The sequence below is a fragment of the Arthrobacter sp. NQ4 genome, from assembly GCF_029077345.1.
Lineage (GTDB): Bacteria > Actinomycetota > Actinomycetes > Actinomycetales > Micrococcaceae > Arthrobacter.
Window position 1 is genome coordinate 83160 of the sequence record NZ_JARETC010000011.1, and the last position, 15151, is coordinate 98310.

Annotated in this window: 15 protein-coding genes and 2 riboswitches; of the genes, 4 read left to right on the forward strand and 11 right to left on the reverse strand. The window is 67.6% G+C overall.

Going from position 1 to position 15151, the window contains the following annotated elements; translation table 11 throughout:
• Positions 1-6: 6 nt before the first annotated feature.
• The 9 genes from fdhD to PUN51_RS16795 form a co-directional block, all read right to left on the reverse strand.
• Positions 7-885 (reverse strand): formate dehydrogenase accessory sulfurtransferase FdhD, encoded by an 879-nt coding sequence (gene fdhD / locus PUN51_RS16755; protein ID WP_159632848.1) that lies wholly within the window; start codon positions 883-885, stop codon positions 7-9.
• A gap of 79 nt (positions 886-964) precedes the next feature.
• Positions 965-2377 (reverse strand): molybdopterin molybdotransferase MoeA, encoded by a 1413-nt coding sequence (locus PUN51_RS16760; RefSeq protein ID WP_275181860.1) that lies wholly within the window; start codon positions 2375-2377, stop codon positions 965-967.
• Positions 2374-2667: a DUF6457 domain-containing protein gene (locus PUN51_RS16765; RefSeq protein WP_275181861.1), complete on the reverse strand. Its 294-nt coding sequence runs from the start codon at positions 2665-2667 to the stop codon at positions 2374-2376. The genes PUN51_RS16760 and PUN51_RS16765 overlap by 4 nt, the downstream gene beginning before the upstream one ends.
• A complete protein-coding gene (mobA, locus tag PUN51_RS16770; protein WP_308209024.1) occupies positions 2664-3380 on the reverse strand; it encodes a molybdenum cofactor guanylyltransferase in 717 nt (238 codons plus the stop codon). The genes PUN51_RS16765 and mobA overlap by 4 nt, the downstream gene beginning before the upstream one ends.
• Positions 3381-3426: 46 nt before the next feature.
• Positions 3427-3927 (reverse strand): HNH endonuclease, encoded by a 501-nt coding sequence (locus PUN51_RS16775; RefSeq protein ID WP_056331149.1) that lies wholly within the window; start codon positions 3925-3927, stop codon positions 3427-3429.
• A gap of 265 nt (positions 3928-4192) precedes the next feature.
• Positions 4193-4957 carry an NlpC/P60 family protein gene (locus PUN51_RS16780; protein WP_224025063.1) on the reverse strand — a complete coding sequence of 255 codons (765 nt, stop codon included), beginning with the start codon at positions 4955-4957 and terminating at the stop codon, positions 4193-4195.
• Between the two features lie 164 nt (positions 4958-5121).
• Positions 5122-5802 carry a C40 family peptidase gene (locus PUN51_RS16785; protein WP_275181897.1) on the reverse strand — a complete coding sequence of 227 codons (681 nt, stop codon included), beginning with the start codon at positions 5800-5802 and terminating at the stop codon, positions 5122-5124.
• 70 nt (positions 5803-5872) lie between these two features.
• Positions 5873-6052, reverse strand: a riboswitch (cyclic di-AMP (ydaO/yuaA leader).
• 128 nt (positions 6053-6180) lie between these two features.
• Positions 6181-7002 (reverse strand): M23 family metallopeptidase, encoded by an 822-nt coding sequence (locus PUN51_RS16790; protein ID WP_224027277.1) that lies wholly within the window; start codon positions 7000-7002, stop codon positions 6181-6183.
• A gap of 10 nt (positions 7003-7012) precedes the next feature.
• Positions 7013-7224, reverse strand: a riboswitch (cyclic di-AMP (ydaO/yuaA leader).
• 137 nt (positions 7225-7361) lie between these two features.
• Positions 7362-8063 carry a metal-dependent transcriptional regulator gene (locus PUN51_RS16795; protein WP_159632851.1) on the reverse strand — a complete coding sequence of 234 codons (702 nt, stop codon included), beginning with the start codon at positions 8061-8063 and terminating at the stop codon, positions 7362-7364.
• A 296-nt stretch (positions 8064-8359) separates the two neighbouring features.
• Between PUN51_RS16795 and serC the strand changes: the two genes are divergently transcribed.
• Entirely contained in the window at positions 8360-9490 is a 1131-nt protein-coding gene (gene serC, locus PUN51_RS16800; protein ID WP_275181862.1) for a phosphoserine transaminase, read from the forward strand.
• A gap of 112 nt (positions 9491-9602) precedes the next feature.
• On the opposite strand, the gene PUN51_RS16805 is transcribed toward serC, so the two are convergent.
• Positions 9603-10148 (reverse strand): DUF3027 domain-containing protein, encoded by a 546-nt coding sequence (locus tag PUN51_RS16805; protein WP_275181863.1) that lies wholly within the window; start codon positions 10146-10148, stop codon positions 9603-9605.
• 6 nt (positions 10149-10154) lie between these two features.
• Entirely contained in the window at positions 10155-10538 is a 384-nt protein-coding gene (locus PUN51_RS16810) for a cold-shock protein (protein ID WP_018762148.1), read from the reverse strand.
• Between the two features lie 224 nt (positions 10539-10762).
• Between PUN51_RS16810 and PUN51_RS16815 the strand changes: the two genes are divergently transcribed.
• Genes PUN51_RS16815 through PUN51_RS16825 form a run of 3 tightly spaced genes read left to right on the forward strand, consistent with a single transcriptional unit; the run spans position 10763 to position 15144 of the window.
• Positions 10763-10996, forward strand: a complete 234-nt coding sequence (locus PUN51_RS16815) for a hypothetical protein (RefSeq protein WP_275181864.1) — start codon at positions 10763-10765, stop codon at positions 10994-10996.
• Between the two features lie 10 nt (positions 10997-11006).
• Positions 11007-13484 (forward strand): helicase-associated domain-containing protein, encoded by a 2478-nt coding sequence (locus PUN51_RS16820; protein ID WP_275181865.1) that lies wholly within the window; start codon positions 11007-11009, stop codon positions 13482-13484.
• Positions 13485-13497: 13 nt separating this feature from the next.
• Entirely contained in the window at positions 13498-15144 is a 1647-nt protein-coding gene (locus PUN51_RS16825) for a DNA repair helicase XPB (RefSeq protein ID WP_224025055.1), read from the forward strand.
• The last annotated feature ends 7 nt before the right edge of the window (positions 15145-15151 follow it).

Genomic DNA, 15151 nt, shown 5'->3' on the forward strand with positions numbered 1-15151 from the left:
GCGCCGCTACGTCCTTGGGACGGCGGGTTCGGGCCTCAGGATCCGGGAGTCCCCGGCATAGATGTTGAAACTGGTGCCGCGGCTGAATCCCGCCACGGTCAAACCGTTCGCTTCTGCCAGTTCCACGGCGAGGCTGGACGGGGCACTGACGGCGGCCAGGACGGGAATTCCGGCGAGCGAGGCTTTCTGCACCAGCTCGAAGGATGCCCGGCCGGACACTTGGAGGACCGTCCCGGTCAACGGCAGGAGCCCTTCGCGCAGCGCCCAGCCCACCACTTTGTCCACCGCATTGTGCCGCCCCACGTCTTCGCGCAGGCACAGGAGCCGTGGCGCGCCGTCGTCGTCGATCCTGAACAGGCCCGCCGCGTGAACGCCGCCCGTGTCATCGAAGACGCGCTGGGACTCCCGCAGCAGGTCCGGCAGGGAGGCCAGGACCTTGGCGTCCACCGTCAGCGGGTCCGCCTGCGGGCTGTGGTGCGAGGACTTCTGCACGGCTTCGATGGAGTCCGTTCCGCAAATGCCGCAGGAGCTGGACGTATAGACCCTGCGGCCGGTGTCGGGGAGTGGAACGTCCGGCCGCAACTGGGCCTCCACCACGTTGAATGTCTGGACGCCGTTTTCGTCCTCGCCGGCGCAGAACCGCAGCGACACCAGCTGTTCAGGGGTCCAGATAACACCTTCGGACACCAGGAATCCGGCCACCAGGTCAAAATCGTCGCCGGGCGTGCGCATGGTGACCGAATAGGACAGCCCGCCCAGCCGGATTTCCAGCGGTTCTTCCACGGCGAGGACATCCTCGCGGTGGCGGACCGGGTACTCCAGGGCACCCGGAGAACCATCCAGGAGATATTTGTGCACCTTGCGGCGCTGGGTTACTCGTCCCATGTTCCACCCTGCCTGTTCATTACTCCATCATGGCACCAACAGAGCCTGCCCCGGCCCACGGGACCAACCCAGGACCGGCTTAGCCCAGGAGGGCGCTCCAGTCCACGGGTCCACTGGGTGCCGGCTTGGCCTTGGGCTGGCCGGTCCGGGCAGTGCTCCGCGGTTTGGCTTTGGCCTCCCAGTCACCGCGGCGCGGAATGGGCGGCCCCCAGGGCAGCGCGAAGGCCGGCACCAGTTCGCCCAACTGCACTCCGTGCGGCGGCACCACCAGGACCCCATCGGCAGCGGCCAGCCCGCGCATCATGCCCGGTCCCGTATGCTGCGCCGGAGACGCCATGCCGTACAGCAGCCGGAACGGCATCAGCCTGGTGCGTCCGGGGTCCGGCTCAACCATCGTCCCGCAGGGCACTTCCTCCACGGGCGGCATGGGGCGGTGCCCCAACGCGGCCAGCAGCGGAGCACCCACGGTGGAGAGGGCCATCATGGCCGCCAGCGGGTTGCCAGGAAGCCCCAGGACGAAGCGGCCGTCCGGAAGTTCGGCGAGAACCGCGGGGTGTCCCGGACGCATTGCCACGCCGTCGATGATGAGCCGTCCGCCGAGCTCCGCCACAGCCCGCCGCAGGTGGTCCGTTCCGGAGCGCCCGGTACCCCCGGTGGTGATAACGACGTCGGCGGGCAGGTCCGGCGCGCCGGGCACCTCCGGCAGCACGTCCTCAAGCGCCGCCAGCCATTCGTCGTAGGAATCGCCGATCCGCTGCTGTCCGCCGGTGATGCCGCCCAGCATGGCAACGACGTCGGGCAACTGGGGGCCGAACGTGTCGCGCACCTGGCCCGGGGCCGGCGTGCCCTGTTCCACCACCTCTGACCCCGTAAGCACCAGGCGGACCACCGGCTTCCCCTGGACCTGGACTTCGTCGTAACCGGCCAGGGCGGCCAGCGCCAGGTGTGCCGGGTTGAGCTCCACCCCTGCCTTGACCAGGGTGTCCCCTTCCAATGCTTCCTCCCCGGCCTTGCGGATGTGCTCTCCGGCGCGGGGCTCACCGGGGCGCGCCTTGCCGCCGGTCATCAGGATGGGGAGCCCCTCATCGTCCGTGCCGAGGACAGCATTTTCGGTGCGAAGAACTGCCTTGGCACCGGGCGGGATGAGGCCTCCCGTGGCGATGGGACTGGCCTGGTGCGGTGCCAGCCGCGTTCCGGGCTCCACGGGGATCCACGGGCCGCTGCCGTTGACCGCCCAGCCGTCCATGGCTGAGGACGCGTAGTGGGGCATGTCCTGAAGGGCCACGATGTCCCGGTCAAGCCGTCGGCCCAGGGCTATCCGGAGCGCCACCGGCCCGGGGGGTATGGGGGTTGCTGCATCGAACGCAGCTTGCCGGGCTTCTTGCCAGGTGTGGGCCGCATGATGGTGGGCATCATGCGGCTGTTCAGTTTTGTGCGCCTCTGCATCACTGCCCGGTGGCGCCTCCGGATCGCTGTGGGGTTCTGCTGTCATTCGCCGGGAGTCCCGGCGGCTTCAGCGTCGTAGTCTTCGGCCAGGGAACGGGCAACGGCCAGCGCCGCGTCCATCGATGCCGCGTCCATTTCCCTGCCGGGAGCAGCCGCCAGTCCCGCGGCGAAGCCTGCGATGAAGGTGGTCAGCGGCGCGGCCGGCCTGACAACCGCATGGGCAGCGACGCCGGCCAGCGCCAGCACGGCGTTGACATCCACCTGGACATCTTCAAGCTTGTAGGCCTGGAGAAGCGCCCTGCACCACTCTTCCAGCGTCTCGTCCTGGCTTTTCACGACTTGCCTCCCACGTTAGCTCCGCCCATGAACCGGTCCTGGCCCGCGCGCTGGTTCCCGGCGGAAATCCCCAGCGCGGCAGCATCGTCCCAGGTATCCACATCGGATGTGGACCCGGCGGGGACCGTGACAAGCTGCACGTCCAGACTAGCAAGGAGCGCCCGCACAGATCCGTTGACCAGGGCGTTGCGGGCTGCCAGGTCCGCGCAGGCTTTTGTTAACCCAGCCATGCTGTAAAAACCTGCCAGGGGCTGGGCCCTGCCATCCCCGGAACAAGCCATCACGCCGCCCCCACCGTCCGCCACATCGGTGCGCGCCAGGGCATCCTTCAGCACAGCCACCGCCTGGGAGGCCAGCGGCATGTCGCACGCCAGCACCAGGCAGTAGGGCGCCCCTTCGCCTCCCTTGGCCAGCGCGGCCAGGCCTGCGGCTATTGCGGCAGCAGGCCCGGCGAACCGCGGCTCCTCGCGGCACATCAGCAGGGTGGACGGCCGGGTGGACGGGGCCGGCAGACCCGCGGCCCCGGACTCCCCCGGCAGGGATCCCGCATCACCGACCACCACGGTGTGGCGGGCGCCGGCTGCCGCGGCCACGGCACGCTCGAGGAGGGTCTGGCCCCGGTAGACCAGGGACTGCTTGGGTACCCCGCCCAGCCGGGATGACCGTCCCCCGGCGAGGATCAGGGCGTCGAAAACCAACATGCTCTTTTGCACTCCCCCAGCCTAGCGATCAGCTGGGCTGCCGGGCAGCGCGAGGGCGTCAGGCGGCGCGCTCCGGGAGCAGGAACGGATCCCACGCCGGCGTCGGCTTCTCCAGTTCCTTGATCTGCCAGATCGTTCCGTGCGGCGGCTCGGGCACGAACCGAAGGGTCCAGCCCATTTCCGCGGGAGTGTGGTCGCCCTTGACGTTGTTGCACCGCAGGCAGGCGGCCACAAGGTTCTCCCATGAATCGGCACCGCCCCGGGACTTCGGGTGAACGTGGTCGATTGTGTGCGCCGCCTTGCCGCAGTAGGCACATTTATGTCCGTCGCGCCGGAGCACACCCCTGCGGCTGACTGCCGTCGAGTGGTTGTACCGGGGCCGGATGTAGCGGTTGAGGAGGATCACGGAAGGGCGGCCCAGGACGTCGGTGGGCCCTACCACCGGGTCATCCCCTTCGGCCACCACGCTTGCCTTGCCCGTGAGCACAAGCACCAGCGCCCGGCGGAAAGTGATAACCGCCAGCGGTTCATATCCAGCATTCAGAACGAGAGTGCGCATGCACTTACCTCTTCACGGCCGCACCCGTCAGGGGCACGAGGGCCGGCTGCCCCCGGCATGTCCGGGCTATGGATCGACATCACAAGAGTAAACAAAGAAATGCAGAATCAGGTAATCGCCGCCCCGGAGCCTAATCGGGTCCGAAGACGGGAAAGGCAAGGGCTCCACTTGAGAAGCCCGCTAAAGCGCAAGGGACCCCCGCCTGGTGGCGGGGGTCCCTTGCCCAATTCGCGGCCTGCGCTGGATCAGGCCGCCACTGGAATGCTTAGTTGACGCGGATGAAGACGGGGCCGGAACCCACGTTCGCGCTGAAGACCACGGTCTGGTTTCCGTTGTAGCCACCGTGGACGGCCATGCCGTTGCCGGCGTACACAGCGATGTGGGCCATGCCCGAGCCGCCGTTGGCGTAGTAGATAAGGTCGCCCGGCTGCGCTTCGGCTGCACTCACGGTGCGGCCCAGGGACAGGTAACCGGCCGGCCAGTCGTGGAAGTGGATGCCCACGGCGGCCAGGGAGTTGGTCACCAGCATGGTGCAGTCCTGCATGACACCGAGCTGCGCGTAGGCTGCGGACAGGATGGCAGCACCCTTGCCGCTGGCCGAAGCCTGGGCTGCAGGGGCGGCCGGAGCGGCAGCCGTGGCAACCTTGGCGGTGACCTTGGGAGCAGCCGGCTGGGCGGCAGGTGCAGCTTCCTGTACCTGAACCTCGGGCTCAGGCTCGGCGACGGGAGCCGGCGTGGTGGTAACGGCAGGCTTCTCGTAGCTGATGGCAATGGTGGAAGCCGCGGAGATCGGGGCGTCGACGACGGATTCAACTTCCATCTGGGATGCGGGAGCGGAATCGCGCTTGACGTTGGTGTCGGCAGCGTTGGCCGCAATGCCGCTGGTCAGGACCAGGCCGGAAGCAGCAGCGATGACAGCAGCCTGGCGGCCCATGCCACCGGCGTTGTCGCTGACAGCTTTGGCAATGACAGAGATCGAGTTGGTTTTGGTGACCTCGGCGCGGTGCCGTGCGGTAGCACGAGTCGTCATCAGTTCTCTCTTTCGTTTTTCCTTCGAACCGCGTGTAAGCAGGCAAAGGGAAGCTGGATGCGCCGGCATCTTGGGGGTACGCCGGCGCATCCCGAACGGGGATGTGGTTTCTAGCGAAAAAGCTTTGGGCAAAGAAATAGCCCTTGGAGCGTGAAGCCCAAGAACTACTTGTTGAGGTGGTAGTACGACGAGGTACCGGTGGCTGCAGGCGAGTGGAGCAGCGTGCCCTGGGAAGGGTTGAGTGCGCTGACCATCATGCCGTTGCCGACGTAGATGCCCACGTGCGCGCCGCCGTTCTGGACCACAAGGTCGCCCGGCTGCGGGGTGGAGGTGGGGGTCATGATGTTCCACGCGTTGGTGCGGGGGATGCTGATGCCGGCCTGGGCGTAGACCCACTGGACGAACCCGGAGCAGTCCCAGCCGGTAACGGGGCTGGTGCCGCCCCAGACGTAGGAGTGGCCGATGCCGGTGTAGGCGATTGCTGCAATACCGGAGGTTGCGGCGGAGACAGTCTCGGCAGCCTTGGCGGCAGGGGCCGCGTCCTGGCCTGCGGTGGCAGCGGCGTCGCGCACGGCCGGGGCGGTGGACTGGGGACGCACCGCTTCCACCTTCGGAGCTGCGGTGGTCTTGACGGCGGGACGCTCGAAGGAAACCGTAGCCGTGGGGGCGGCGGTGACGGCGAGGGCCATCTGGGCCGAACCGGACTCGGTGGATGCGGAGACACCGGCGGTGGTGTCAGCTGCGGTGGCGGGCAGGCCCATGCTCAGGATAAGGCCCGATGCGGCTGCCACAACGGCAGCCTGGCGGCCTACGGTCCCGGCATTTGCACTGACGGCCTTGGACACGGCGTCCAGGGGGTTGGTGCGAACCGTTTGCGCACGGTGGCGCGCAGAATGATGGCGTGAAGACACGAAGGTAGCCTCTCCCAATGCCTGCGAGGTGAGCTGTCGGATTCGGATGGGAGTCACCCGGCCACTCTGCTTCCTGGGAAGCTCATGACTTAACCCCAAGGCCTTCAGGAAATGAAGGCCAAAATTGGTTCCCCCGCCCCTGCCAGACGATGAAATGCGAACGGACCTTGAGCGGTGGCAGAGTTAGGCAATCCACTCAAGAGCGTCAACTTCGGAAAAGTTGACGCGAGTTAGACGGTACAGCAGTTTTGTTTCAATGTCACATTCAGGTCACGGCAGGTCGCTGCGATCTGAGAGTGCACACTCATTCGGTTACAGCCAGCCCATGGGATCGACCACTTCGCCGTTGACCTGGACCTCAAAGTGCAGGTGGCAGCCGGTGGATGCGCCCGTGGTGCCGCTGAGCGCCACGACCTCGCCGCGGGAGACGGTCTGTCCCACCTTGACGTTGAACGACGACAGGTGGTTGTAGGTGGTCTCCAGCCCGTTGCCGTGGTCGATGACCACCCGGTTCCCACCGCCGTACTGGTGCCAGCCTGCGAAGGTCACGGTGCCGGTCGCGGCCGCCAGGACGGACGTTCCGCACTGCGCCACGAAGTCCTGGCCGCGGTGGAAGTCTCCGGAGCCGCCGGTGATGGGGCTCACCCGGTAGCCAAAGGGCGACGCGGTGGTGAGGGATGCCAGCGGTGCGGCCAGGGTGCCGGCCGAGGCTGCCCGGGTGACGGAGCCGGCGGACTGGGCGCTCAGGAGCTGCTTCAGCTTCCCGTCGGGGTCGGCCTGGGTCACCACTGCCGAACGGCTGAAGTCGATCTGGGCGCCAATATCAGCGGAAATCTGGGGCTGCGGACTGACGGCGGAGGCTGCCAGTGGCGCGTTGCCGGCGGCATCGGTGGCCATGACGGGGCTGGTGGCGGGCACCGTGACCGTCAGCACCAGGCCGGTGGCGGCCAGGGCGATTCCGGCTTTCTGGCCAATGCCGCTGGCGGCGGCAAACTCCGTCACCTGCCGGAACGGACCCCGGCGGCGGCGCGCGTCACGATGCAGATCGCGGGGGCGCTCCGCTGCGACATCTTCGACAACCCGGGGTGCCGAAGGGGGGCCTGCCGCGCGGCGGCGGCCCCGGGAGGTCTGCATGGTCAAGAAGGGTTCCTCTCTGGAAAAGCCTGCGGAGTTAGCTGTCGGATTCGGGTCAGAGAGATCAAAGACCCGGCCCGTCATGGGCAAGCTTCTGCACAGGGGTATTCCCGGAAGAATCCTTCACTGGAGAGGCTTGCTGCTGACGGACTTCACCCCAAGGCAGTCCCCCGCTGCCAATTGTGGTTCCCCCGCCTCTGCCAGTAACGACTCATGCACCCGATCCGCTGGCAGAGCTCGGCTCCGGATCGGGTAACGCTTAAGTATCAACGATTGGTTCCACTATAGGGCCTTAAGACCCTAGGTAACAATTCCGTTATCTTTGCGTGGAAGCGCTTCGCCGGGGTATGAGGCGCGGCTCAGGGCTGGGTGACGGCGACAAAAACATGCGCGGCAACCTCGGGCGGCAGCTCCAGTGCCCCTTCGATTCCGGACACCCGCACGGAGATGTAATCTCCCACGCGTTCCAGCGCAACGGCGGCGCCGGGCCGGATCCCGCCTTCGTCCAGCTGCGCCAGCAGTTCGGGCTCCACCTGGATGGGTTCGGCCAGCCGGCTGATGGTCACGGCAGAGGCGGGGCCGTAGCCCTTCATGGCCTCCACCAGGCTGATGACCGCGTCGGCGGAGCCGGTGGCCGGCTGTCCGCCCAGGGCGGCGAGGCCGGGGATCGGGTTGCCGTAGGGCGATTCGGTGGGGTGGTCCAGCATCTCGTAGATGCGCCGCTCAACGCGCTCGCTCATGACGTGTTCCCAGCGGCAGGCTTCGTCGTGCACGTAGGCCCAGTCCAAACCGATGACGTCAGCCAGCAGGCGTTCGGCCAGCCGGTGCTTGCGCATGACCTCGGTGGCCCGCTTGCGGCCCGTGTCCGTGAGTTCCAGGTGCCTGTCGCCGGAGACGACGACGAGTCCGTCGCGTTCCATCCTGCCGATGGTCTGGGACACCGTGGGGCCGGAGTGGCGCAGACGCTCGGCGATACGGGCCCGAAGGGCAACGATGTTTTCTTCCTCAAGCTCCAAGATGGTCCTGAGGTACATCTCCGTAGTGTCGATCAGATCCGTCATCCAGCTCAGCTCCTCGAGCGCAGTACCTTGCGTTGTCCCACCGTACCGCTCTGTTCCCGTGAGGTAGTCCGGGGGCTAGCTTAGCCTATTTTGACTTTGTCCGAATAGCTGCCCCCTGCGCAGCCACCCCTGGACGGGACCGTCTCATTGTCTGGACTTTGCCCGCACCGGCTCCCGCACCCACTGCCCTTCAGGCAGAATGGAACAGGCCTGCCACGCAGCCACCGCGCGCTGCCGGCCACCCCTTACCCGCCCGTCCGGACCAAAGTTTTCGTCCCCGCCGAATTGGAGCACCTGTGAGCGACACCAGCATCACGATCCCCGCCGACCTCCTGCCCAAGGACGGGCGGTTCGGCGCCGGCCCGTCAAAGGTCCGCCAGGAACAGATTGATGCCCTGGCAGCAGCGTCCAAGACCATCCTCGGCACCTCGCACCGGCAGGCGCCGGTCAAGAACCTGGTCGGATCCGTCCGCGACGGGCTGAGCCAGTTCTTCCGTGCCCCGGAGGGGTATGAGGTGGTCCTCGGCGTTGGCGGCTCCACGGCGTTCTGGGACATCGCAAGCTTTGGCCTGGTGGAGAAGAAGGCCCAGCACCTCTCCTTCGGTGAATTCGGGTCAAAGTTCGCCGCAGCCACCAACAAGGCGCCCTTCCTGGAGTCCTCCTCGATCATCAAATCCGAGCCCGGCACCCGTCCGGCGGCGCAGGCCGAGGCCGGCGTGGACGTCTATGCCTGGCCGCAGAATGAGACCTCCACCGGCGTGGCGGCCCCGGTCACGCGCGTCTCCGGGGCCGACGAGGGATCGCTGGTGCTGGTGGACGCCACCTCGGCGGCCGGCGGCCTGGACGTGGACGTTGCCCAGAGCGACGTCTACTACTTCGCCCCGCAAAAGAACTTCGCCTCCGACGGCGGCCTCTGGCTTGGCCTGTTCTCTCCCGCCGCCATCGAGCGTGCCGCGCGGATCAAGGCCAGCGGCCGGTGGATCCCGGATTTCCTGGACCTCCAGACCGCCATCGACAACTCCCGCCTGAACCAGACGTACAACACGCCTTCGCTGTCCACGCTGGTCACCCTGGACGCCCAGGTCCAGTGGCTGAACTCCAACGGCGGCCTGGACTTTGCCGCCGCGCGCACCGCTGACTCCGCAGGGCGCATCTACAGCTGGGCCGAGGCCTCCGATTTTGCCACCCCGTTCGTGGCCAACCCGGAGGAACGCTCCAACGTCATCGCCACCATCGACTTCGACGAATCGGTTGATGCGGCAGCTGTTGCCAAGGTCCTGCGCGCCAACGGCATCGTGGACACTGAGCCCTACCGGAAGCTGGGCCGCAACCAGCTGCGCATCGCCACCTTCGTGGCCATCGAGCCGGACGATGTCTCGGCCCTGCTGTCCAGCATCGACTACGTGGTGGGCGAGCTGCGGAAGTAGGCACGGCCTGCACGTACGCATAACGTACGACGGCGCCGCCCGGGTTCTTCCCGGACGGCGCCGTTTTTCGTTGTCCAGCCAAGGGGTGGCCGGTTTCCCGACGGAGGTGCGGTCAGGCTCCTGCCTGGGTGCCGGCGTCGTCCGTCGAATCCCGGGCCTCTTCCGCTGATTCCTGGCCATTCTCTGCAGGGACGTCAACTTCAGGGCTGTCCGTTTCAGGGGCATTCGCTTCAGGGGCGTCTGCTTCGGACTCCTGCTGCTGGTCCTCAGGGCGGACGCGTTCGGCCCAGGGCACCCACTCGGGGGCGAGGATCGAATTCTCGGACGGCAGCAGTCCCAGCTCATTGACCGTAACCACCTTGGAGCGCGAGTTGCGGGTCAGCACCGCGTACCACTGCCACCCTGCGTAGCCGGGCAGCCTCGACTCGAACAGGTGCGTGACCAGCCGGTCGCCCTCGCTCTTGGCCGCCAGGTGCGGGCCAATGGTGGCCGCCGGCGTGATGCCCTCCAACGCGGTCCGGGCGGTGTCCACCGCCGCGGCCAGGAAAGCGTCCGGCTTGCCTGTGCGCCACACGGGCACCCCGGCCTTGCGCTTGGCCGGAGTCTTGGCGGCCTGCTCCTGCACTGGGGTGCCCAGCTGTTCAGAATCGGGAGTCATGGGCGCCTAAACGTCCAGCTCGTCGGCGACCTTGCGCAGGGCGGCAGCAATGGCCTTGCCCTTGTTGCCGTCCGGGTACTTGCCCTTGGACAGGGTCCCGGACAGGTTGTCGAGGACGGTCACCAAGTCCTGCACCAGCGGGGCGAGGTCCTTGGCGCTGGGACGCTTGGCCTTGGCAATGGATGGCGTCTTGTCCAGCACCCGCAGGCCCAGTGCCTGGGCGCCCTTGCGCCCGTCAGCTACTCCGAACTCCACCCGGGTGCCGGCCTTCAGCTCCGTGACGCCCTCGGGCAACGATGACTTGGGCAGGAAAACCTCCTGGCCGTCTTCGCCCGCGAGGAACCCAAAGCCCTTGTCCTTGTCATACCACTTGACCTTGCCGGTAGGCACGTAATCAACCTTCTTCGTTCTGCTGTCATGAGACACGGCCGGCTGCCACCGCATCCGCATTGTTGTGCGGGTTCAGGGTATGGCAAACGGAAACCGTGTTGGTCTGTATGCTTCAAGGTTATCCTGCCGCATGGCCTATTGATGCTTTGGGCAGCACTGTTCCGCCGCAGGCGCAAGGCCCCGGCTTTTACCCGCACCGCTGCGGGCGCGGTAGCGTTGCGTCCATGACTCCCTCGCGTTACCGGCGGCCGTTGATGGTCCTCGCAGCAGTTGTTGCCGTGATGTCCCTGATAGCCGTGGCGGCTGTCATGGCGCTTGCCTTCGCCGGCTCGGTAGCTCCTGCCTGGATCACCTACACCGCGCTTTACGGCCTGCCGGTGGCCTTCATCCTGATGCTCCTGCTGGTCCTGGACGGTGTTGCCGCCCGGCGGCGGGCGGGAAGGGCGCAGCAGCGGTAACGTTGGACTGATGTCCCTCATTCGCGCGCTTGGCAAGGACCTGGAGGCACGCAGCGACGATTCGTTGCGGGCCCTGTTCGCCGCGCGGCCGGACCTCATATCCCCATCCGTGCCGGACTTTGCCGCACTGGCGGCACGCGCCAGTTCCCGCGTCAGCGTCCAGCGCGCCCTGGAGCGGCTCGACCGGCCGCACATGCAGGTCCTGGAAACCCTCCATCTGTGCACCAACACCGACACCGGACACAGCGCCTCCGCTGAAGGAGTGCACAGACTGATCCACGGCTCCGCCCTGGCTACCGTCACTCAAATCCTGGGCACCCTGCAGGAGCTGGCCCTGGTGCACCCTGCCCCTCCCCCGCACGGCACCCCTTCCCCGGCCGCCGACCAGCCGTTCTACCTCCCGGTGGGCTCCCTCAAGGACGTGGTGGGGATCTATCCGGCCGGCCTGGGCCGCAGCTATACCGAGCTGGTCCGCCTGCAGCCGGCCTTCGCCCAGCGCGCCGTGCAGCTGGTCTCGGAGCTGCACCACAGCGGGTTCGCAATCCAGGAAGCCACCACGCCCATGGAGGCGGCCCTGGCCCTTCAGCACTGGACCTCCTCCCCGGAGGCACTGCGGGACATCCTCGCCGGCGCCCCGGAACGGACGACGGCGCTGCTCGCCAGGTTCCGGAACTGGGCCATGGGTGCCGTCCCCCAGGCGCAGCGGAAAGCGTCGGTCACCACGGAGGGCGCCGACGTCGGGCCCGTTGACTGGCTCCTTGCCCGCGGGCTGCTGGTTCCACTGGACGCCGCCCACGTAGAACTGCCCCACAGCGTGGGGCTGGCCCTGCGCGGTGGCGCGATCATCAACGATTTCACCCTGGCGCCACCGGTCCCCGAGCTGGGCCGGACCACGGCGGCGCTGCGCAGGAATGCGGCCCTGAGCTCCATCTCGGAAACCCTGCGGCTGGTCTCGGAACTGCTGTATGCCGTCAGGGAACACCCGCTGGCCACGCTGCGCAGTGGAGGTGTGGGCGTCCGCGAGATACGCCGCCTGGCCGAGCACCTGCGGATTGACCAGGGTGCGGTAGGTCTGCTGCTGGAACTGTGCGGCCTGGCCGGGCTGATCCGGCTCGACGTCGACTCCTCATCGTGGGTGCAGCCGCCGCAGCTGGAATGGCTGGTCCTTCCCCGGCAGGAACAATGGCTGTGGCTGGTGAACGCGTGGCTGGCCAGCGAGCGCGTGCCGTCCATGGTGGGCCAGCCGGTGAATTCGGCGCCGAGCGCGGCGGCCGGCCGGTCGGCGTCGGGAACCACCATCGCCGCACTGTCCGCCGGGGCGCAGCGGCCCGACGCCCCCGTCGTCCGCAAACGGATCCTGGAGATCCTGCACGAGCTCACCCAGCAGGCGGCCGCGTCCGACGGCGACGCTCCCGTCCTTGACGCCGCCGCTGTCCTGCAGCGTGCGGAGTGGTCGCAGCCTCGGATGGCCCGGCGGTTCAGCTCACTCATCCGCGGGGTCCTGGCCGAAGCGGAGATGCTGGGCCTGGTGGGTTCGGGTGCCCTGAGCCAACTCGGCAGCGCCGTCGCCGAGGACGAGCCTGATGCCGCCCTTGCCATCCTGGGCGAGCACCTGCCTGCGGCCCTGAACCATGTGCTGCTGCAGGCGGACCTGACCGCTGTGGCCCCCGGCTACCTGGCACCGTCGCTGACCGAAAAGCTCCTGGTCATGGCCGACGCCGAGGGGCAGGGCCCGGCCACCATCTACCGCTTCTCCGAAGAGTCCATAAAACGGGCACTCGACCACGGCTACGACGCCGCGGCCCTGCTGGCGTTTCTTCGCGAACACTCAGCCACCGCCGTGCCGCAGCCGCTGGAGTACCTGGTGGAAGACACAGCGTCCCGGCACGGCCGGCTCCGCGTGGGCCAGGCCGCCAGCTTCATCCAAAGCGACGACGAAGCAGCCCTGCGCGAGCTGCTGGCAGGTCCGAAAGCCGCCCAGCTGGGCCTGGCCGGCCTGTCGCCCACGGTTGTGACCTCATCGGCGCCGCCGCGCGAACTGGCCGCCGCACTCCGGAGCCTGGGACTGTCCCCGTCCGTGGACGGGGCCGAACCCGCGGCCCACCTGCGCCGGCCTTCCACGCCGCAGGAAAGCTCCCGCCCCGTCTACACCGCCCCGCGGATGGCGCCCCCGGCGGAGGAGGTTGAAGCCCAGCTGGGCGTCCTGCGGCAGGCGGGCGCCGGCGTCGGACACCACCCCGGCGCCGTTGCCGGCAGCGAGGCAGCCACCCAGCTGGGGCTTGAGGCCCTGCAAAGGGCCATCCGGCTGAAGCAGCGGATCCACATGAACGTGGTGGACAGCCTGGGGAATGCCAGCCTGGAGGTCGTTGTTCCGCTATCTGTCAGCGGGGGCAGGGTCCGTGTCTTCGATCCCGCCAAGGACACAGAACGGGTCCTGTCCGTGCACCGCATCATCGATATCGAGGCCGCAGAGGAACTGCGCCAGTGAAGGATCTCCCCGCGTGACCGACGGACCCCTGATCGTCCAAAGCGACAAAACCATCCTCCTTGAGGTGGACCACGAGCTGGCCACCGAAGCGCGGCACGCCATCGCGCCTTTCGCCGAGCTGGAGCGGGCACCCGAGCATATGCACAGCTACCGGCTGACCCCGCTGGGCCTGTGGAACGCACGGGCCGCCGGGCTGGACGCCGAAAAGGTGCTGGACGCCCTGCTGAAGTACTCCCGCTTCCCCGTGCCGCACGCCCTGTTGATTGACGTCGCGGAAACCATGTCCCGGTACGGCAGGCTGCGGCTGGAAAAAGACCCCCGCCACGGGCTGGTCATGCGGACGGACGACTACCCCGTCCTGGAGGAAGTGATCCGGGCCAAGAAGATCGCGCCGCTGCTGGGGCCCAGGATCGACGGCGAGACGGTGGTGGTGCACGCCTCCCAGCGCGGCCAGCTCAAGCAGCTGCTGCTGAAGATCGGCTGGCCGGCGGAGGACCTGGCAGGCTACGTGGACGGCACCCCGCACCTTATCTCCCTCAACGAGGACGGCTGGGAACTGCGGCCATACCAGCGCCTGGCCAGTGAAAACTTCTGGGCGGGCGGCAGCGGCGTGGTGGTCCTGCCCTGCGGTGCCGGCAAGACCCTGGTGGGAGCGGCGGCCATGGCCACTGGGTCCACCACCACGCTGATCCTGGTCACCAACACGGTGGCTGCCCGGCAGTGGAAGGACGAACTGATCAGGCGCACCTCCCTCACGGAGGATGAGGTGGGTGAATACTCCGGCGCCCTCAAGGAGGTCAGGCCGGTGACCATCGCCACCTACCAGGTGCTCACCACCAGGCGCGGCGGCATCTACCCCCATCTGGAACTGGTGGACGGCCACGACTGGGGCCTGATCATTTATGACGAAGTCCACCTCCTCCCGGCACCGATCTTCCGGATGACCGCCGACCTGCAGGCCCGCCGCCGGCTTGGGCTCACCGCCACCCTGGTCCGGGAGGACGGGCGCGAGGGCGAGGTCTTCAGCCTGATCGGGCCCAAGCGCTATGACGCCCCATGGAAGGACATCGAGTCCCAGGGCTATATCGCGCCCGCGGATTGCGTGGAGGTCCGCGTGGACCTGCCAGGTGATGAACGCGTTGCCTATGCCATGGCCGATGATGCGGACAAGTACCGGCTCTGCGCTACCTCGGAGTCCAAGACCCAGGTAGTGGAGCAGCTGGTGGCACGGCACGCCGGGGAGCAGCTGCTGGTGATCGGCCAGTACATCGACCAGCTGGATGACCTTGGCGCACGCCTGAAGGCACCCGTGATCAAGGGCGATACCCCGGTCAAGGTACGGCAGAAGCTTTTTGACGCATTCCGTTCCGGGGAACTGCAGACCCTGGTGGTGTCCAAGGTGGCCAACTTCTCGATCGACCTGCCCGAAGCCTCGGTGGCCATCCAGGTGTCCGGCTCCTTCGGGTCACGGCAGGAGGAAGCGCAACGGCTGGGCCGGCTGCTGCGGCCCAAGAAGGACGGCCGCGCCGCCCGCTTCTACTCCCTGGTGGCACGGGACACCCTGGACCAGGATTTCGCCGCCAAGCGCCAACGGTTCCTTGCCGAGCAGGGCTATGCCTACCGGATCATGGACGCCAAGGACGTGCAGGCCGCGGAATAGCCCGCGG